The organism is Bremerella sp. P1 (assembly GCF_028748185.1).
Taxonomy (GTDB): Bacteria; Planctomycetota; Planctomycetia; order Pirellulales; family Pirellulaceae; genus Bremerella.
The window spans coordinates 811,356-829,037 of record NZ_CP118164.1; the positions used below are offsets into that span (position 1 = coordinate 811,356).

The 17,682-nt window shown below is 56.8% G+C and carries 18 protein-coding genes; 8 read left to right on the forward strand and 10 right to left on the reverse strand.

Going from position 1 to position 17,682, the window contains the following annotated elements:
* Positions 1-66 precede the first annotated feature (66 nt).
* Positions 67-783 carry a hypothetical protein gene (locus tag PSR63_RS03355; protein ID WP_274330741.1) on the forward strand — a complete coding sequence of 239 codons (717 nt, stop codon included), beginning with the start codon at positions 67-69 and terminating at the stop codon, positions 781-783.
* A 45-nt stretch (positions 784-828) separates the two neighbouring features.
* Here the strand turns inward: PSR63_RS03355 and PSR63_RS03360 are convergent, their stop codons facing one another.
* Positions 829-2,757, reverse strand: coding sequence for a hypothetical protein (locus PSR63_RS03360; protein ID WP_274330743.1), 1,929 nt, complete (start codon positions 2,755-2,757; stop codon positions 829-831).
* A 276-nt stretch (positions 2,758-3,033) separates the two neighbouring features.
* On the opposite strand from PSR63_RS03360, the gene PSR63_RS03365 reads away from it, so the two are divergent.
* Positions 3,034-4,437, forward strand: a complete 1,404-nt coding sequence (locus PSR63_RS03365; protein ID WP_274330745.1) for an HD domain-containing protein — start codon at positions 3,034-3,036, stop codon at positions 4,435-4,437.
* Positions 4,438-4,450: 13 nt separating this feature from the next.
* Here the strand turns inward: PSR63_RS03365 and PSR63_RS03370 are convergent, their stop codons facing one another.
* The 3 genes from PSR63_RS03370 to PSR63_RS03380 form a co-directional block, all read right to left on the reverse strand.
* Complete coding sequence (locus PSR63_RS03370; RefSeq protein ID WP_274330747.1) at positions 4,451-5,068, reverse strand: hypothetical protein; 618 nt, start codon at positions 5,066-5,068, stop codon at positions 4,451-4,453.
* A 70-nt stretch (positions 5,069-5,138) separates the two neighbouring features.
* The gene (locus PSR63_RS03375) at positions 5,139-5,369 is read right to left on the reverse strand and encodes a hypothetical protein (protein ID WP_274330749.1); all 231 of its coding nucleotides are present in this window, start codon (positions 5,367-5,369) and stop codon (positions 5,139-5,141) included.
* On the reverse strand, positions 5,369-5,743 hold the full coding sequence (locus PSR63_RS03380; protein ID WP_274330751.1) for a hypothetical protein: 375 nt from the start codon (positions 5,741-5,743) through the stop codon (positions 5,369-5,371). Before PSR63_RS03380 ends, PSR63_RS03375 begins: the two co-directional genes overlap by 1 nt.
* Positions 5,744-6,178: 435 nt before the next feature.
* Here PSR63_RS03380 and PSR63_RS03385 point away from each other — a divergent pair, with 435 nt between their 5' ends.
* Positions 6,179-6,898 (forward strand): hypothetical protein, encoded by a 720-nt coding sequence (locus tag PSR63_RS03385; protein ID WP_274330753.1) that lies wholly within the window; start codon positions 6,179-6,181, stop codon positions 6,896-6,898.
* 290 nt (positions 6,899-7,188) lie between these two features.
* Positions 7,189-8,616, forward strand: a complete 1,428-nt coding sequence (gene purB / locus PSR63_RS03390; RefSeq protein WP_274330755.1) for an adenylosuccinate lyase — start codon at positions 7,189-7,191, stop codon at positions 8,614-8,616.
* 214 nt (positions 8,617-8,830) lie between these two features.
* Here the strand turns inward: purB and PSR63_RS03395 are convergent, their stop codons facing one another.
* Entirely contained in the window at positions 8,831-9,337 is a 507-nt protein-coding gene (locus PSR63_RS03395) for a Fur family transcriptional regulator (protein ID WP_274330757.1), read from the reverse strand.
* 267 nt (positions 9,338-9,604) lie between these two features.
* Positions 9,605-9,883, reverse strand: a complete 279-nt coding sequence (locus tag PSR63_RS03400) for a flagellar biosynthesis anti-sigma factor FlgM (protein ID WP_274330759.1) — start codon at positions 9,881-9,883, stop codon at positions 9,605-9,607.
* 1,083 nt (positions 9,884-10,966) lie between these two features.
* On the opposite strand from PSR63_RS03400, the gene PSR63_RS03405 reads away from it, so the two are divergent.
* The 3 genes from PSR63_RS03405 (at position 10,967) to PSR63_RS03415 (ending at position 13,294) form a co-directional block, all read left to right on the forward strand.
* Positions 10,967-11,179 (forward strand): hypothetical protein, encoded by a 213-nt coding sequence (locus tag PSR63_RS03405; protein WP_274330761.1) that lies wholly within the window; start codon positions 10,967-10,969, stop codon positions 11,177-11,179.
* Between the two features lie 128 nt (positions 11,180-11,307).
* Positions 11,308-11,556 carry a ribosomal protein L7/L12 gene (locus tag PSR63_RS03410; RefSeq protein ID WP_274330763.1) on the forward strand — a complete coding sequence of 83 codons (249 nt, stop codon included), beginning with the start codon at positions 11,308-11,310 and terminating at the stop codon, positions 11,554-11,556.
* Positions 11,557-11,683: 127 nt separating this feature from the next.
* Positions 11,684-13,294 (forward strand): endonuclease/exonuclease/phosphatase family protein, encoded by a 1,611-nt coding sequence (locus PSR63_RS03415; RefSeq protein ID WP_274330765.1) that lies wholly within the window; start codon positions 11,684-11,686, stop codon positions 13,292-13,294.
* A 33-nt stretch (positions 13,295-13,327) separates the two neighbouring features.
* Here the strand turns inward: PSR63_RS03415 and PSR63_RS03420 are convergent, their stop codons facing one another.
* Complete coding sequence (locus PSR63_RS03420; RefSeq protein WP_274330766.1) at positions 13,328-14,113, reverse strand: enoyl-CoA hydratase/isomerase family protein; 786 nt, start codon at positions 14,111-14,113, stop codon at positions 13,328-13,330.
* Between the two features lie 579 nt (positions 14,114-14,692).
* Between PSR63_RS03420 and PSR63_RS03425 the strand changes: the two genes are divergently transcribed.
* Complete coding sequence (locus PSR63_RS03425) at positions 14,693-16,222, forward strand: RNA polymerase sigma factor RpoD/SigA (RefSeq protein ID WP_274330767.1); 1,530 nt, start codon at positions 14,693-14,695, stop codon at positions 16,220-16,222.
* A gap of 137 nt (positions 16,223-16,359) precedes the next feature.
* Here the strand turns inward: PSR63_RS03425 and PSR63_RS03430 are convergent, their stop codons facing one another.
* The 3 genes from PSR63_RS03430 to PSR63_RS03440 all read right to left on the reverse strand — a co-directional run bounded on the left by PSR63_RS03430 (position 16,360) and on the right by PSR63_RS03440 (position 17,611).
* Positions 16,360-16,650 carry a barstar family protein gene (locus PSR63_RS03430; protein ID WP_274330769.1) on the reverse strand — a complete coding sequence of 97 codons (291 nt, stop codon included), beginning with the start codon at positions 16,648-16,650 and terminating at the stop codon, positions 16,360-16,362.
* On the reverse strand, positions 16,647-17,204 hold the full coding sequence (locus tag PSR63_RS03435; protein ID WP_274330771.1) for a ribonuclease domain-containing protein: 558 nt from the start codon (positions 17,202-17,204) through the stop codon (positions 16,647-16,649). The genes PSR63_RS03430 and PSR63_RS03435 overlap by 4 nt, the downstream gene beginning before the upstream one ends.
* Positions 17,205-17,299: 95 nt before the next feature.
* Positions 17,300-17,611, reverse strand: coding sequence for a hypothetical protein (locus tag PSR63_RS03440; RefSeq protein ID WP_274330773.1), 312 nt, complete (start codon positions 17,609-17,611; stop codon positions 17,300-17,302).
* Positions 17,612-17,682: the final 71 nt, after the last annotated feature.

Consider the following 17,682-nt stretch of genomic DNA (forward strand, 5'->3'; position numbering starts at 1 on the left):
GCCTTCGGTCGCCGGTTCGGTTAGTCTTATCGCATCCCTTGATGCGATCTCTCCCTTTGGACTTTCATGGCCACCGAACCGGAACTGGAAGACGTCGACGAGAAGCCTCGGCAGTTCGGCCTGATTCATTTGATGGGGCTGATGTCCGGTCTGGCGTTTCTATGTGCGCTGGCCGCTCCGCTGTACCGCATGATGGAGCCTGGCAAACAGCTTCAGTTCCTCATCGCGATGGTCATGCAATTGATCATCGCCTCGGCGACCGCTCTCTTCTTTTCCTATCGCCGATCCGAAACGCTGAAACAAGCTGGCAAGCGAATTGGTATCGGATACCCAGGCAAGCTGCCCGGCAAATATGGGCCGATGATCATGGGCAGCTTGGGGCTGCTGTCCTTTGCCCTCGTTCAACTGGGAATTGCGTTATTCGTGACCTCGGCCCCAGATGCGAGTACGCAGCCATTGTTTCTGGTGCAGCAAGTTCAGCTTTCCTTCTTCGCAGGCACTGCGATGATGCAGCTTGTTTGGGGGCGTAGCATTGGCACGACCGAGTTTTTCGAGAACGGCGTGGTGATCGGCTCGTTCTCGCTGATCTCGTGGGAGAAGATCACACTACGCCCGAGCCAGTTCGACGAGAGCCGAATCGTGATGGTCCGGCGAGAAAAGATGCAATCCAATAATCAGGTCTTCAGCCATACCTCGACGCTTCTCGTCCTGGAACCGACGCGAAGCCATCTGCTTGCTCGCTACGGCGAAGCAGCGAAGGCCAACGAAAAAAGCCCCGGCTAAGTGCCGAGGCTTCTTTCTGTTTTCCATCATGCTTGCCGCTGAGAACTACTTCTTCAGCATCGCGCCACTGACGTACCAGCCGTCGCCTTCGGTGCGGGCATACGAACCGGTTGGGCCGAGGTAACCTTCGACCTGGTCGAACGGTGGCAACTTGCTGGCGTCGATCTGCTGCTCGCGGGTTGCCATATCGTCGTCTTGGCCCATGCTCCACAGTTCGTTGATGATCTTACCCAAGGCCGATTCCGATTCGGGCATCTTGCCTTGCTGCATCAGTTCGTACGTGACGCGGGCCGCTTGATCGGTGCGGGCAAAGTGACGGAAGCTATCCGCTCCGCTTCCCAGCACCTGCAGGGCCTTGTCCATGCGTTGGTAATCGCCCGCTTGAAGCAGCAGCTTGGCATTGCCACCGGCCTGCTTGGTCAGGATGACCTTCTTGATCAGTTCCTTGTTGTTGGCGAAGAACACCCAGTCACCCACGACCGAAACGGCTGCGTTGGGGATCTTAGGCTTGTTGTCGTCTTGGGTGAACTGATTGTTGGCAGCAAAGGCATCGGGGAAGCCGGGACCGCTGATCACCAGCGTCGGGATCTCTTCTTCCTCTTCGTGGATCTCCCAGATCTCTTCTTCACCGACCTCATGTTTTTCAGCGTTGGGGTCTTGCTGCATGATCTGCGTGATGGCCGCTTTGACCGGGGCGGCATCCAGCAGATGCACACCCACCACGCGTTGTTCCGACTGCGGCGTGATCGGCGTCTTCACGTCGACCAGCATGCAGACCTTGCTGTCCAGGTGGCGAACGATCTGGTTGACCACGTCGACCTTCGGGCCGGCTGGGTCTTTCTCCAGGCTTTCGATCAGTTCGTCGAAGATTTCGTCGTCGGCGTATTCGTTGACGATCGTTTCACTGAACTTGAACGCGTCTTGCACGTTCCAGCGGAAGTCGAGGAACGTGGCGATGTCTTCCGGCACAAAATCATACGGCTGGAAGTTAGGATCGTTGGGGAAGTCCAAGATGCGAGCACCCAGGCGGAAGCGTTCGCCGTTTTCGGCCTTAGGATCTTGCGGAGCGTAGACGAACGAGCTGTGGACCATTTCCAGCTGATCGGTGTCGTTGGCCACGACAAAGTTCACGTAACCGCCCAAGCCCTTCACGGCGTCGAAACCTTGGTTTCGCAGCAGCTGCAGCATGTCGGTACCACGCTTCTTACGGCCACCCTGCTGCGAGCGGATCACTTCGGCATAGCCAAACGGCTCGACGAACCACTCGAAGTCGTACGTATCGGGTCCACGTCCCTTGGCAGCCCGAGCGAGCACAGCGGTGAACGCTTCGAGCGATGCCAGGTTGTCTTGTTTGACGGCGGCGATCGATTCCAGGATATAGGTCAGCGTCGCCAGCGAGTCGGTAGCGATCAGCAGGTCTTGCTGCTGAGCGTAGTACGCTTCGTTCGGGCCAGGCTTTTCGGCATTAGGCGGAAGATCGAACTTGGTGGCCTGCACGCCGGCAATGGTCACCTTCGACTCTTTCGCGCCGTTGGCCTTTTGGTTGGCCGAGATCTTGGCCAGCAACACGTCGACCTGGGCTTGCTTGCCGGTCACATCGACCGTCAGGACCACGCCGTCGCTCTTGGCACCGTTGGGCTGATCGTTGGCGAAGCAGATTTCCCCGGCGTAGACGTCTTTCAGGTCATCCAGGTTGATGCCCAGCTTCACGCCGCCGGCGATCAGCTTTTGCTTGATTTGTTCCTTCAGATCGTCCGTAAATGGCTTCATGACCGGGTCGGCCATCATTTTACCGATCTGCGTTTCGTCGAAGTTTGCGGAGCACTGATCGTAATCAGGGATCGAAACGTAGCTCTTGATGGTATGGGGAAGCACGGTCGCTGCCTGCGGAGCAGCTTCTACCTGGGCCTGAGCAAACGAGAAAATACCTACGCACAGTAGGGCGAGCCGCGCCCAGTGATAAGCCTGCATCACAATCAAAACTCCTCCGCCTGAGTGAAACGAATTTCCCCAAAGGGCTGCCTGTCGTACATTCGGGAAAATCCGAGGTGCTATTTCTATCGGCAAATGCGTTTAAAATTCCGACTTGGAACTGCCCCGGTTCTACGCATCTGATGCTAAAACCATAACCGTCACATGTAAGATGTAACGATTAAACCAATTAACGAATCTCCCTGATTCTGCGAAACTAGCGAATCTGGTGCAAGCTCTGCTAGCCGAGCCTGACCAATTAACCCCAAAGGAGTAAGGGTGAATCTCGATAAATTTGCCGCCGAGTCCCTCTGCTACGATCCCATCCATGGATATGTTCCCTTCGTTTCCGAGGGAATTTCCCCCGGCGAAGTCACCGAACGGACCATCATCGACCATCCCTGGCTACAGCGGATGCGGCAGATTCATCAGCTGCAAACGGCCTGGTGGGTCTATCCCACGGCCGAGCATACCCGCTTCCAGCACATCCTCGGCGTGATGCACCTGGCCAGCCGGCTGATCAATCAGCTGTATCCAAGCCTGAAAGAAGTCTGCCCCGATGCCCCTTCCCGCGGGCACGTCGAATCGCTCCTGCGGATGGCCGGCCTCTTGCACGACGTAGGGCATGGTCCGTTTGGACACTTCTTCGACAGCCACTTCCTACAGCACTTCGGTCTGACGCACGAATCCTTGGGGGCCCACATCATTCAGCACGAGTTGGGGGACCTGCTTTCGCAGCTGCGGCGGAACCCGTACTCGCAGATGGAAGACAGCGAACAGATTAACCCCGAGCACATTGCCTGGATGATCCAGCGGCCCAAGGCCGGGGACGAAGCCGATCGCCCGCAGTGGCTCAGCTTTCTGCGTAGTCTGCTCAGCGGCATCTACACGATCGACAACATGGACTTCGTCCTCCGCGATGCCTACATGACCGGCTACAGCCAGCAGTCGTACGACCTGGAGCGACTGATCCGTTACAGTTTTTTCACGGAAAAAGGACTTACCATCCACGAACGCGGCATGGCGGCCCTCATCCGCTTCATGAACGTCCGGGCAGAGCTTTTCCAAACCGTTTACTTCCACCGCGAAGTGATGGCAATCGATAAGACGCTGGAAGACTTGTTCGCCGAAAGCCGCCCCTGGATGTTCCCCGGCAACCCGATCGAGAACCTCGCCGCCTACCAAGGCTTCACCGAGTTCAGCCTGCTGGTCGATGCCGCCCGCTGGCATCAGTCGGACGACCCTCACCAGGCCGAGGTCGGTCGCAAGTGGCAAGACGTCCTGCAGCGCAACATCCCCTGGAAGTTCATCTGCGAACGCTCCCTCCGCTTCGACGAAGGGGAAAGCCAGGAGATGACCATCTTCCGCAGCGAAAACTTTGCCTTGGCCGCGCTGCGCGAAGTGCTTCCGCCAGAGTTGAAGGACATCCCGCTGAAGATCGCCCTGAACCGAACCGTCTTCCGCCCCAACACCCGCGGACCCAGCGACCACCAGAACTTCATGTACGACGGGGCTCAGAAGAAGATCAAAGAGCTAACCACCGACAAGATCTTCCGCTCGCTCCCAGTCAGCCGCGTCATCTGCCGGATCTACGCCCAGGATGCTTCGATTGCACCCAAGCTGGCTTCGGCGCTGGACCGACTGGTGGGGAACCACGCGGTGGATGATTTGACGAATATGTAACGAGTGCGTGTCATCACTCGTTCTTTTCATTTTCCTGCTGCTGGCCAGAAAGGTCTGGGGGAAGCGTAATTGATTTGCTCCCCCTGCGATTTCTACGACGTAGAAGTGACGAGTCGCCGTCTGCTAATAAAAAGTGCACCACTCCACCGGCAATCACCGTCATACTGACCATGGCCAAAAAGAAGAACACGAGCCACATCGATCGGCGCGGGAGATCGTGTAGGAGTCGTACCACCCCAAACACAGCGCCCAGCAATAGCGTGGCTCCCATCAGCTGATAAATGGTGAACTGACGCTGCCAATCATTCCGATTGTCATTTGTCGTTTTCGGGCGGAGGACGACCAACAGGAGATACCAGACAACAAGCGCAATTCCCAGAATCGAGAATCCGAAGCAGATCGATCCCAAAACAAAGTGGACCGGACTCCTTAGGATCCTCGGATCAGCAGAAACGCAGATTGCCCCTCCACCAATCAGGATTAGCACCATCCCCAGGCTGATTCCAATTTTCTTCCAAGCGTTCGATGCTTGCGAATCGCGACTTCCAAACCACCACGGCAACACCAACAGCACCATGAGTGTGGTCGTGGCAACACTTGCCCAAACGGAACTAGAAACGTCCTCGATCATGCGCCTTCACGTAGCATCAAGAGATTTTCAAACAGCCGCGGAATATTCTAGTCACTCGAGTCTTCGAACGCTAAAAGTCTTCGTCCTCGCGTCGCTTCTCAATCTCGCGTAACCGATTCGCTCTTCTGCCGGAACCGCGTCCGAAGAAGAGGGTGTCGGTACCCAAATAGGCGACGACGGTAATCAGCGAGATGATCACCGTGAAGAACAGCGTCGTGAGGATCTGTTCACCGATTGGTGCTTTGGGGTAGTACGACCTGACGGCGCCGGCCGACACGCCCAGGATCGTCAAAAAGGCCATCAAGTGCACAGTCCGAAGCCCAACGACCGCACGAAATGCTTTGCCTTGCGCCCGAGGTTACCTTCGCGAAACAGGCCTGAGAGAAACCACAAGATGCTCAGCCCCAAGAGCGAAAACAGCACGATGTGCACGATCAGCGGTACGACCGCGTAACGAAAGCTTCCGCCGTAAACAATCGCATAGCCGATCGCGGCCACCACCGCGACGCTGCCAATCAGCGTCACCCACGGAAGACGGTTACGGCGACGTTTTTCCTCCGGCAGCCCGGCCTGAAGCTTCCGATCGCGCACGCTCATATCCCGATCGAGCACAAACGCGCACAACGCGATCACGACAAATAAGAAACCCCAGCCATAGACGGCCCAGTGTTGCATCGTGACCCCCGGTTCACAGGCACCTAGTAAAGCGAAAAGATATTCGCCGCCGGGCGGGGTTTATTGTAGCAGAAAGAGAAGACCAACCACGGATAACACGGATAAGAAGTAGGGCCCGCGTGTCGCGGGTCGCAAAGCGGGTACCAGGGAGACGACCCGCGACACGCGAGCCCTACAGAAATCTTCCAGGCGCACTATCTTACTGATGCGCTAGTCGTCTAAATTACACGTACATCCAACGAAGCACGCTCGCTTCTGCGGGTGCTATGCCCAATTCTTCTTGGGCGTGCCAGTCCCAACCTCGGTGTGCCACTGGCCTCTGGCCAGTGCTCTTGCGGCCAATTAGGGATGGCTCACCATTTTCTCACTTCGCACTGCCGAGGGCGGCAGTGGCACACGATTCATCAACACAACTTCACCACACAAGCGAACATCATGTCCCATCACCACGCATCCCAACCGGAAACACACGGAGCTGGCTCAAAAGGCCACGCTCCGCAGGTTGCCGTGCGCGATGGCAACCGACTGCTGTGCCCCTGCTGCGGGGAAGTGTTGATGGTCCTGCCGGAGACGCCTCCTTCCTATGGAGCCAATCGCCAGGTCGTTGACATCGATCCAGAGACCGCCGCGCACGAGTTCCCCGAAGATCCGCCTCCGCAGATTCCTACTCGGCGGCCAACCACGCTTCGGCCTGCGTCACTCGATCAGCGCGAACCACGCGAGCGCGACGAAGCCACGCGTGCTCGTGAGCGCGAACTCTACCGGCTCAAGCGACCCCTGCGAGAACCACTCACTTACGAAGCTGCCCGACTGTTCGCCTACACGTACTACCGCCTGCAGGCCCTCGACCGGCAACTGCATCGAGAGATTTGCCAGAAGCAGGAAGAGATCGACGCGTTGCAGCGGGAACTGGATGGCCTGAAGGAAACGTCTTCGTGCGAAGAACGTCCACAACGCGCGAAGCAGGTAAAGGTTCGTCTTTATGGCGAGCCCAAGAAGATCATCACACCGGCGCGACGGCAACGCGTTCGCGGCGCCATTCAAAAACACGCCCAAGCGGACTTGGGCGTGGCCCCCGCACGACTTCGCGACTCGAAGGTCGTCGACGCAGGAACGAACGAAACGAATGAAGCCAGCGAACGCGGACCGCCTTAAAGAATCTTGTCCCCTCTCCCTCGCAGGGAGAGGGCTAGGGTGAGGGTTTTCTGACCGATCTTCACCTCACAACGCCAGACGTAGCTTCCGTACCCTTCGGAACCTCGCTTGCGCATGCGCTGCCAATAGGCGAACTGCCCCTCACCCTAACCCTCTCCCCTTAGGGGCGAGGGGACCGGAGGGTGCTGCGCCGTCCGATATCTGCCGGGCATACCCTGCCGAAACGGTCCCGACTTCGCTAAAATCAATCGGTTCAGACGCCAACTAGCATCCAGACAGGGGACCTCCACGTGTCGCACGAACAATACGAAAACCCGTTGATCTCTCGGTATGCCTCGCGGGACATGAGCTTTTTGTGGAGTCCGCAGAAGAAGCATTCCACTTGGCGGCGACTGTGGCTGGCCCTGGCCGAGTCGGAACAAGAGCTGGGCCTTTCGATTACCGACGAGCAGCTCGAAGCGATGCGGGCCAACCTGGACAACATCGATTTCGACCTGGCCGCCAAGCATGAGAAGCGTCGCCGGCACGACGTGATGGCCCACGTCGAAACGTTCGCCGAAGCGGCCCCGGTGGCCAAGCCGATCATTCACCTCGGTGCGACCAGCTGCTTCGTGACTGATAACACGGACCTGATTCTGCTGCGGGAATCGTTGGAGCTGGTTCGCGATCGCCTGGTTCGTTGCATCTACATGCTGGCCGACTTCGCCAAGCAGTACCGCGACCTCCCCTGCCTTGGCTTTACTCACCTGCAATCGGCTCAGCCCACCACGATTGGCAAGCGGGCCACGCTGTGGTGCTACGACCTGGTCTTGGACCTGGAAGAAGTCGAACATCGCCTGGACCAGCTGCGTTTCCGTAGCACCAAGGGCACGACCGGTACCCAGGCCAGCTTCCTGGAACTGTTCCAGGGAAATCATGACCTGGTGAAGAAGCTCGAAAAGCGCGTCGCCGAGAAGATGGGCTTCGACCAGCTGTATGCCGTCACCGGTCAGACCTATTCGCGTAAGGTCGATACCCAGGTGCTCGACTGCCTGAGCGGGATTGCCCAGTCGGCTCATAAGATTGCCACCGATATCCGAATCCTGTCCCACCGCCGCGAACTGGAAGAACCGATCGAGAAGGATCAAATCGGCTCGTCGGCGATGCCGTACAAGCGGAACCCCATGCGTAGCGAACGCATTTGCGGGCTCGCTCGTTACGTGATCAGCAATCAGGCCAACGGGGCCAACACGCTGGCCACGCAGTGGATGGAACGCACCCTGGACGACAGTGCCAATCGTCGTTTGAGCCTGCCGCTTTCGTTCCTGGGCATCGATGCCATCCTGATCATCCTGGCCAACGTTTGTAACGGGATGGTTGTGTACCCGGCGCTCATCAAGCGGCACCTGGCCGAAGAGCTGCCGTTCATGGCGACCGAAAACATCATGATGGCCGCCGTCAAAGCGGGTGGCGATCGCCAGGACCTGCACGAAAAGATTCGTGTTTTCTCGCGTGAAGCAGGTGCACGCATCAAGCAGGAAGGTCTCGACAACGATATGCTCGACCGGATCAAAGCCGACCCGGCATTCCCCGAGTTCGACGCGGAAGAAATCCTCGAGCCACTCAAGTACGTCGGCCGCGCCCCAGAACAGGTCGATGACTTCCTGGCCGATATCATCCAACCGATCCGCGATCGCTACGCAGACGTTTCGCTCGAGAATGAAGAGTTGAAGGTTTAAAGCCTCTTAGCCCCGCGAGGGGCGACCGATTGTAGCCAGGGGCGTGAGCCCCTGGTACCGATCGAATAGAAGCGAAAGCCCTGGAAGGGCGTCCGAAACGAGCACAATGTTTTCGGTCGCCCTTCCAGGGCTTAAGACGGAACTGTCTTCCGAATCCAGGGGGTCACGCCCCTGGCTACATTCGACCGGCCTTTCAGGCCTTAAGACAGACGACCTAGATCAGATCGACCCGGCGTTTTTTGCGGCGGGACTTTTTCTGGCACTCGTCGCAGACGCCATTGATGATGAAGCGGTGGCCGGTGGCGCGGAATTGGTGCAGGCGGGCCACTTCGTCGCGGAGCTCTTTCAGCTCGGCACTTTGAAACTCGATCAGCTGCTGACACTGGGTGCAGTACAGGTGATCGTGATCGGGGTAGCCGTAATCGTGTTCGTAGACGGCTCGGCCGCCGATTTCCATCTTTCGCAGCAGCCCGGCTTCGACCAGTTCGTTCAGCGTGCGGTAAACGGTCGGGCGGCTGACACGGTCCGAGCCTTTACTGTGGTGCGAGAGTTCGTCGATCAATTGATCGGCGTCGAAATGCTCGTGGTGGCTAAAAACGTGCTCGATGAGGATGCGGCGAGGCTGCGTGATTCGCTTTCCCTTACTTTTAAGGTACTCCTCGAACCGCTCCATCGGGGTAAGAGCTACGTCGACGGCTTCCAAAGCAAACGGATCAGACATGGGAATCTCAATAAGGTCAACAAGGTCTTCGTCTTTATTGAGACTGAGTTGCTTTATCTATCTAATTGCAGTTTAAGAAGATACGCGACTTACGGGGCTGTCAGTCTCAATACGGAATTCTAGGCCAAAGTCGCCCAGCTACAAGCCCAGGTGAGCCCGATTTCGGCAAGCAAAGCGTTTGAGACAGGCCATAAAAAAACGGGCAGCACCCTGCGTGAGAGTGCTGCCCGAATTGTTCGGTTTTCTAAGTTGTTTGATGCTGGCTAGTTAGCCAATTTCATCCAACAGGCGTTCCAGGGCGAGGTCGAGCTTGTCGTCGGTCAGATAAGTGCCGTCGGCAATTTGGGCCTTAATCTGAGCGACACGATCGGCACGAATGTCCGGAATGTCCTTCACCTGGCTGGCGAAGTCGGCTTCGTGCGAAATATCAAGTTCGTCCACGGTATCGAATTGGGTGCGGCTGTCTACGGCCGGGGCCTGCGGTGCGTGGTGCGGACCTCGGATGGACTGAGCCGGGTGAACTGCGGTTGGGCCATTAACATGCATGGTAAATCCTAACTCCCTTTGACGTCTTTGTGCTCGAGTTGTGGGTTGATTGGGCCACTCAAGCGAGACGTCCCTAAAATCATGACCGGAATCGGAGGTCTGGGTTTTCCCTAATTGGTATGCCCGGCTTCTTCAGGCAACCTGAGGGAGGCAGTTTCCCTACCTCGCAAATATAGTTCATTGGCGTCTTCCATGGTGCCGTATTCCGTGTCAGTGATAGCCATCCGTGTGAAGCAAGTGACTAACGGCGAAGAGTTTGTCAGGAAGTACTCTTCTTATCGACTTGCTAGCACTTGAGATTCAGCCATCCTTGACTCGGTCTCGTTATGCAGTCCCTGGCAACGTCGCCGACCAGGCTGCCTCTTTCGGACCGGCGAATTAAGCCGATTAAACGGCTTTTTCCGGCCCCTGGCAGAACCATCGGCGGCGAATACCTGCCTTGCGTATCGCACAATCGTTACGACTGGTCCACGCAAATGGTTTGCCAAAAATTACGGCTTTGTCCCCCTGGAGGCATTTTTTTCGATGCCCTCAGGCAAACGAGTGCGAGAGTACGGCAATTGGCGAATCGACTCAATCGCAATTGCGACCGTCCTGGCCTGAATCTTGAGAAATTCCGGCCCCCCGGCGCAGAATTCCCAAGATTATTTCGACAGAAGTAGAAACCAACCATACGATTCACACGTTAATCTTACTGAGGGGAAAGCGGTCCTTTCTTATGTCAGGCATACGTTATTCGATTCAGATCCCAGTGTTTTGAGCGAATAATGCCCTAGATAGGACACCGATTTACTTTCAAAGCAGATTTTGGCAGGTTAAAGCGTCCTCCCCATATTGGGCAGATCGCACCCTTCCAGAAGGCCTGATTGTGAGTTTGAACCCCGTTAACATCACCAGAATGTTATGGGATCCCACATTAGTCCTATTGCAACGGTGAACCTTTTTTACTAAATCTAAGAATCACGTGAACACGCGGAGTCGATTTCACGTCTAAGATTTGAGTAGAGTACGCGTCAATGCAGCGCAGGATTCGCTGCGGTCAGCTACAGGGAACGTAGCGAACTTTCCCCAGGGAGTTCGCTAATGAACGACTCACTTTTCGATACCATGCAAATCAAGCTGGAAGACGCCCGAGATCGGGAAGAAGCCCCGATCATGGTAGGCCTAGCGCCTTATATGGAACTGTCCGAGTGGATGGACCAACAGCTAATCAAACTGCGCCTCGAGTTTCACGACTTCGAGACCTCTAAGTCCCAACGTCTCAGCGATTGGGCCAAAGTGGCTCCTCATTCGTAAACTACCGATTAGCGCCGCTATCCATTCATCCTTCATTCCGGCGTCCCCAAAGCTTTCAAAATGACCTAAACTAAGAGTGTCCTGATTATTCAGGACGCTCTTTTTGTTTCTTGATTGAAAAGGTCGCCATGTCAGAAGAACAACCTTCGCTGGACATCATCAAGCAGCAGCTTCGCCAAGGGCAGAAGATCCAAGCCATCAAAATGCTTCGCGAAGAATCCGGCATTGGCCTGAAAGAAGCCAAAGAACAAGTCGACGCAATCCAGGCCAAGATGATCGCCGACGGCGAAGTCTTGCCCAAGGCCAGCGGATGTGCCGGTGCCCTGATCCTGTTCGCCGCAGGCCTGGGTAGCTTCAGTGCCTGGATGCTGACCTAAACCAATTCTCTTCGCGTGCGCAAATTGTCAATCCAGCGTTCGCAAAAGTGCCTTGTCCCTCGGTTCCATCCAGGCTTTATTGACTACTAGCCCTTTAATAACCGCTAGTAAAACCTTGGGAATCGTAATGCGTTCAAGTTGCCCTCTCTCGTGGCTCGCTCTCCTTCTTTGTCTGGCTGTCGCCCCAGTCCAAGCCTTTGCAGACGATCTCCCCTCGCTACGCGTGATGACGTGGAACATCTGGCACGGTGGTAAAGAAGATGGCGCCGAGGTCGGCGTGCAGCGCGTGATCGACGTTATCCGGCAAAGCCAAGCCGATGTGATCGCGATGCAGGAAACGTACGGCTCAGGCGAAAAGATTGCCGAGGCGCTCGGCTATCACTTTCATCCCCGCGGCACGAACGTTTCGCTGATCAGTCGTTACCCGGTTGTTGAAGACATCTCGGTCTTCGAGCCCTTCAAGTGCGTCGGTGCGATTGTTGAGTTGCCTACCAAGCAGCGTGTGGCCTGCTATTCGATCTGGCTCCCCTTCGCCGGCGAGATCTGGAAGCCAGGTACTCGCGACACCAGCGACACGCCAAAGATGCTGGCCGTCTGTCAGCCGTCGTACGATGACCTGCAGGCCATGTGGAAGCAGATCGAAGAGCGACTCTCCGATGCGAAGTACGACGACCTGCCGATCATCATCGCCGGCGACTTCAACAGCATGTCTAATCGCGATTACATTGCCTCCGCGAAAGACGACTACCAGGTGGTCGTCAACTGGCCAACCAGTCATGTGCTGCCCAAGGCTGGCTTCCGCGACGCGTGGCGTGAGATTCGGCCCGAAGTCGATCGCCAGCTCGACAGTACCTGGACGCCTCGGTTCCCAGAGCAGGAGCAAGATCGGATCGACTTCATCTACTATCGCGGCGAAGGCCTGCAGGCCACCGACGTCCAGCGGATCAATACCCACGCTCAAAAGTTCCCTTCGGATCATGCCGCCGTGGTGGCACGCTTTGCCGTGATGAACCCCAACGCGTCGGCCCAGCGCCTGCGTACGGTCAGCTACAACATTCGTCACGGGGCAGGCAACAATGGGAAGGTAGATCTCGAGAAAACGGCCGACTTGCTTCACAATCTCGCCCCGGACATCGTCGGGCTACAAGAGGTCGACAACGGCGTGAAGCGCAGTGGCAGCGTGAACCAGGCCGAAGCACTCGGCAAACAACTGGGCATGCATGCGGCGTTCGGCAAGTTCATGAACCTGCAAGGCGGCTCGTACGGCATGGGGCTGCTTTCGCGACATCCCATCGAGACGGTCACCGAAGTCAAACTACCTAAGGGACACGAACCGCGCGTGGCCTTGGCAGCCCGCATCGCCCTCCCCTCGGGTCAAACGATTGTGGCGGTCAACGTTCACTTCGACTGGGTCGATGACGACACCTATCGCTACGCTCAAGCCGAAGCACTCTCGAAGTACCTCAAGGGCCTCGACGTCCCTTACATCCTGCTGGGCGACTTCAACGACGTACGCGACTCGCGAACGCTGAAGCTGTTGAGCGAGAACACCATCGAAGCGAAGAAGCCAGAAGAGCGCCGCCTGACGTGGCCATCGGACAAACCGGAGATGGAGATCGACTTCATCTTCGCATCGCCAGCAGCGCGTTGGTCAGCACCTGTCTGCCGCGTGCTGGAAGCACCAGAAACATCAGACCATTGCCCGGTGTTTAGTATCTTGGAGTTGGGCTCGCCTTAGTAACACTCGCTCGGCACAATAGAGCCTGTCGTGTTACTTCCACTCAGGCTCGCGCTTTTCAACAAACGCGGCCAGGCCTTCCTTAGCGGCTTCGGTTGTGCGGCTGGTGGCACTGGCCGCAGCGCCCAGCGAGATGAGCATTTCCAACTGCTCGCCGACCGTTTCGTTGAGATGCTTCTTGGTGAGTTGAATGGCCTGCGGTGCTGACTGAGCGATCTGCTTGGTCAGTTCGGCTGCATAGGCCCATAGGTTCTTGGTCGGGACGATCTCGTCGTAGGCTCCGATTTCAACGGCTCGCTGGGCGGTGATCGTTTCACCCATCAGTAGCAAGCGGGCCGCGTGTCGTCCGCCGCAGCGGAAGTGCAACAGCGGCGTACAAAGACCGCTCACGATGCCGCGTTTGGGCTCGGGAAAGCCAAGGGTGGCTTCAGGTCCGGCGACGACGATATCGGAGGCCAGCACAAGTCCTGCCCCGAAACCCATTGCCGGTCCATTGACGGCCGAGATGATCGGCTTGGGGAACTGCAGCATCAATTGCAGCAGTTCGGCCAGGCTGCTGGTGTCTTGATGCCAGCGATCGAAGTTATCGTCTTCCTTGACGATCTCGTGCATCTCTTCCAGGCACAAGCCAGAGCAGAACGCCGACCCGCTGCCGGTCAGCACCACGGCTCGCACTTTCCGTTCGCCATGCAAGTCGCGAAAGGCCTGGATCAAATCAAAGACCATGGCCCGGGTTAGCGCGTTGCGTTTCTCGTCTCGATTGATCGAGATCGTGCCGAGGCTTTGATGGACTTTGACCGTAATTGGGGGCTGAGACATCTTAATCACGAGACCGCACGGGAAAGGAGTCGACAAGTGGACGAGTCTTTTATCGTAACAAGTCTGCCCGAACTCGGGGACACGCACCTCCTCTGGTCGCCTCTCCCTTCCCAAGGCAAAGGGCCAGGGTGAGGGTTGATGAAGCAGGTACCGGGCTCACCCCTTCACCGTAACCCGCTCCCCCGCAGGGGAGAGGGGACAGGAGCGTTTCGGACGTTGCCAAAAGGCAACAAATCCCCGGAAAAAGGGTGCTCGAAACGAGCATTCGGGGCTTCCGATGGAACGATCTACGGGTTTTACCCGTCTAACACCGTTGCCAGAGTCTTGGTTGGAGGCAGCGAACCAAGGTGAGTTGATGGGTTTTGACCACAGATTTTGAGACCCATTTGTTGCAAATCGACAACATTGGCCTACTCACCCGCGAAAACCAAGAACAACATAACCCACAACCACATATACACTTAGGGCAATACCTTGGCGCGGGATTCTGCTTTCGGCATAGGTGCTGCGATTAACGGTGGCGTCGCCCGATCGTGCTTGTCACGGTCGATCAAAAACCCACCGATGGAGAACGCACCCATGGCTCGCTCGCAAGATGCTTTTCAAGATGACGATTTCGATTCGGTCTCGATCAACAACCTCAACGTGATCAACGACAGCTCAGACGACGACGATTCGCCTGAAGAAGTCAGCCAGGTCGATGACCCCGTTCGCATGTACCTGATGCAGATGGGCGAGATTCCGATGCTGACGCGTCCCGAAGAAATCGACGCCGCCACCCAGATCGACAAGTGGCGTGGACGCTTCCGTCATGCGGTCATCGCCAACGACCTGATCTTACGTCATTCGTTCGACCTTCTCTCCAAAGTTCGCGATGGTCAACTTCGCTTGGATCGCACCGTGGAAGTCTCGGTGACCAACGCCAAGGAAAAGAAGCTGATCATGAAGCGGATCGTGCCGAACCTGATCACGCTCGAAGGCATGCTCGAAGCCAACAGTGCTGACTTCCGCGTTGCCATCTCGAAGAAGACCAAGATGTCCGATCGCCTGGCTGCCTGGAAGCGACTTTCCCGTCGCCGTGCCAAGGCCGTTCAGTTGGTCGAAGAACTGAACCTGCGAACCAACAAAGTCACCCCGCAGCTGTCGAAGCTTCGCGAAATCTCGCAGCGAATGGATACCCTGCTGGAAAACATCGAACTGGCTCGCGAGTACGGCGGTCACCTCAACGGTCAAACGCTGGAAGACATGCAGCGTGAACTGCACGGCCTGATGCGAGTGACCCTGGAAAGCCCAGCGACGCTGCGTCGTCGCGTTCAGAAGATCGCCGAGTTCCAGGAAGAATACGATGCCGCCAAGCGTCGTCTGTCCGCTGGTAACCTGCGTCTGGTCGTTTCGATCGCCAAGAAGTATCGTAACCGTGGTCTGAGCTTTTTGGACCTGATCCAAGAAGGCAACACTGGCCTGATGCGTGCCGTCGACAAGTTCGAGCACGAACGTGGTTACAAGTTCAGCACCTACGCCACCTGGTGGATTCGTCAGGCCATCACCCGTGCGATCGCCGATCAAAGCCGTACCATCCGCGTTCCGGTTCACATGATCGATACCATGGGCAAGGTTCGTGCTGTCACCCGAGAACTGGTTCAGGAACTGGGCCGCGAACCTTCGCCGGAAGAAGTCGCCGAGCGAATGGACATCTCGATCGACGATGCCAAGGTCATCTGCAAGATGAACCGTAACCCGCTCTCGCTCGATCAACCGGTTGGCGATCACGACGACAGCTTCTTCGGTGAGTTTCTGGAAGATCACCGTGACGATGACCCGCTGTACGAAACGCACCAGCAAGCGTTGAAGGAGCGTCTGGGCGAAGTGATGCAGCACCTCAACCACCGCGAACGTGAGATCATTCGCCTGCGTTACGGCCTGACCGATGGTTATGCCTACACGCTGGAAGAAGTCGGCAAGATCTTCAGCGTGACTCGCGAACGCGTTCGTCAGATCGAATCGAAGGCCGTCCGTAAGTTGCAACAGCCTTACCGCTCGCGTGGGCTGGCCAGCTTCCTGGAAGGGGCCGAAGACCTACTCGCAGCCGATGCGGCCGAAACCGCATAGGCATGCAGCCCGCTCTCCAAATTGGGTGTGTGAAAGGACGGACGGCTTGGCGACACTTAGCCTCCGTCCTTTCGCCTTTTCTTGGCGGCAATTTTTCTTGTTCCCTCGCCCCTGCGGGGAGAGGGGACAATTGAAAGTTACTCTGCGATCTCGATCTTCAGGTTTGGGTTCTCTGCGGCCGCGTCCATCAGCACGCCTAGCAGTTTCATGGCGTTTAAGTACAGATAAGGATTTCCACACGTCCAGGTTCGTGGCCAGACCAGGCAGACCGGATGGCAGATATCGCTGGTCGCGCAGTCGTACAGGGCATCGAGATTGAAGCCGAAGTAGCCCGGAAACGAAAGTCGCTCGCCGAGAAACGCATAGATATCTTCGATCGACTCTAAACTATCAGGCACGACTACGCGAAGCGGCTCAGACTCATTCATGGTAGGAGACGAACCTCTTTAAAAGTGCGGTAGTGATCGCGGGTGACAAAGATCAACCCATCGTCGGAGTAGACTAACCGCTCGGCTCCGCGAGAGCCTCCCTGGTAATTCAAATCGGCTTCAAAGTACTTTCGACCAGGGGCGTCGGGCAGTTCCTTTTCTCGGTTCATGAAACGATCGCCGCCGATACTCTTGCCGGGGGCGACCTCGCGAAGATTCCCTTCCGACGCCACCCAGCCCAGTTCGCGGGCCTCGTTCTTCGTGATGAACGAATCAGGTAACGTGCCGTTGGCAATGAGATACCCAACAATTTCAACTTCCTCGCGGCCCTTCAGGACGCCGCGATTGACCTCCGCGAGATCGTAATACTTGTCTGACAACGTCGCCGAGGGAGCTGCGTTGGGCGTGATGTCGACGACTTCCCCATTCGGATCGGCAGGGGTGGCATCGACCTGTTTATCACCATCGCCACGAAACTGCTTGAGCAGCGAGTTGACGCCGACCACCAGCAAGGCGATGCCGAAAATGATCAGACGAAGTTTCATACGGGACATCCCAGACTCCTTTGTGGGTTGGGGCAATCATCGAGCAGTGGGGTTTCAGCCCACATCAAACCATTCTGAGCCGCGCAGCTCAAGGGCACCGACGATCAATCACTGCCTTCGGGATGATCTGTCACGTCGACTTTGCCTTCGACCACGTCGTCCGACTCGCGCTCCTTGCGGCTCTCGCGAATCGACCTCCCCTTCCCTTCCATGAACGGCAAGCTGATGCCCAGCTGCGCCAGCGAGGCGAAGAAGATCCCCGAGAAAAAGACTTCGTCCAGGTTCCCGATGCCGGGAATGTTGTCGGGGATCTCAATGAAACCGCCGGAAAGATTCGCCAGGTAGGCCGTCGAGACCAGCAGGCCAAAGACAGCCAGGCAACCACGTTTTTTCGAGGGGGAGTTTTCGTCACTCATACTGCGTTTACCTGAGAGAAGGTGTGCGCCAATTGTTGGCTCTATTCTATGCAACAGAGAAGCCCAAGGCG

Excerpts from the sequence above, each read along its gene's own strand:
- PSR63_RS03415 (WP_274330765.1), top strand. The coding sequence starts at position 11,684 with ATGCGTTCAAGTTGCCCTCTCTCGTGGCTCGCTCTCCTTCTTTGTCTG.
- PSR63_RS03385 (WP_274330753.1), top strand. The coding sequence starts at position 6,179 with ATGTCCCATCACCACGCATCCCAACCGGAAACACACGGAGCTGGCTCA.
- PSR63_RS03370 (WP_274330747.1), bottom strand. The coding sequence starts at position 5,068 with ATGATCGAGGACGTTTCTAGTTCCGTTTGGGCAAGTGTTGCCACGACC.
- PSR63_RS03355 (WP_274330741.1), top strand. The coding sequence starts at position 67 with ATGGCCACCGAACCGGAACTGGAAGACGTCGACGAGAAGCCTCGGCAG.
- PSR63_RS03440 (WP_274330773.1), bottom strand. The coding sequence starts at position 17,611 with ATGAGTGACGAAAACTCCCCCTCGAAAAAACGTGGTTGCCTGGCTGTC.
- PSR63_RS03410 (WP_274330763.1), top strand. The coding sequence starts at position 11,308 with ATGTCAGAAGAACAACCTTCGCTGGACATCATCAAGCAGCAGCTTCGC.
- PSR63_RS03425 (WP_274330767.1), top strand. The coding sequence starts at position 14,693 with ATGGCTCGCTCGCAAGATGCTTTTCAAGATGACGATTTCGATTCGGTC.
- PSR63_RS03430 (WP_274330769.1), bottom strand. The coding sequence starts at position 16,650 with ATGAATGAGTCTGAGCCGCTTCGCGTAGTCGTGCCTGATAGTTTAGAG.
- PSR63_RS03420 (WP_274330766.1), bottom strand. The coding sequence starts at position 14,113 with ATGTCTCAGCCCCCAATTACGGTCAAAGTCCATCAAAGCCTCGGCACG.
- PSR63_RS03375 (WP_274330749.1), bottom strand. The coding sequence starts at position 5,369 with ATGGCCTTTTTGACGATCCTGGGCGTGTCGGCCGGCGCCGTCAGGTCG.
- PSR63_RS03405 (WP_274330761.1), top strand. The coding sequence starts at position 10,967 with ATGAACGACTCACTTTTCGATACCATGCAAATCAAGCTGGAAGACGCC.
- PSR63_RS03400 (WP_274330759.1), bottom strand. The coding sequence starts at position 9,883 with ATGCATGTTAATGGCCCAACCGCAGTTCACCCGGCTCAGTCCATCCGA.
- PSR63_RS03380 (WP_274330751.1), bottom strand. The coding sequence starts at position 5,743 with ATGCAACACTGGGCCGTCTATGGCTGGGGTTTCTTATTTGTCGTGATC.
- PSR63_RS03395 (WP_274330757.1), bottom strand. The coding sequence starts at position 9,337 with ATGTCTGATCCGTTTGCTTTGGAAGCCGTCGACGTAGCTCTTACCCCG.
- PSR63_RS03435 (WP_274330771.1), bottom strand. The coding sequence starts at position 17,204 with ATGTCCCGTATGAAACTTCGTCTGATCATTTTCGGCATCGCCTTGCTG.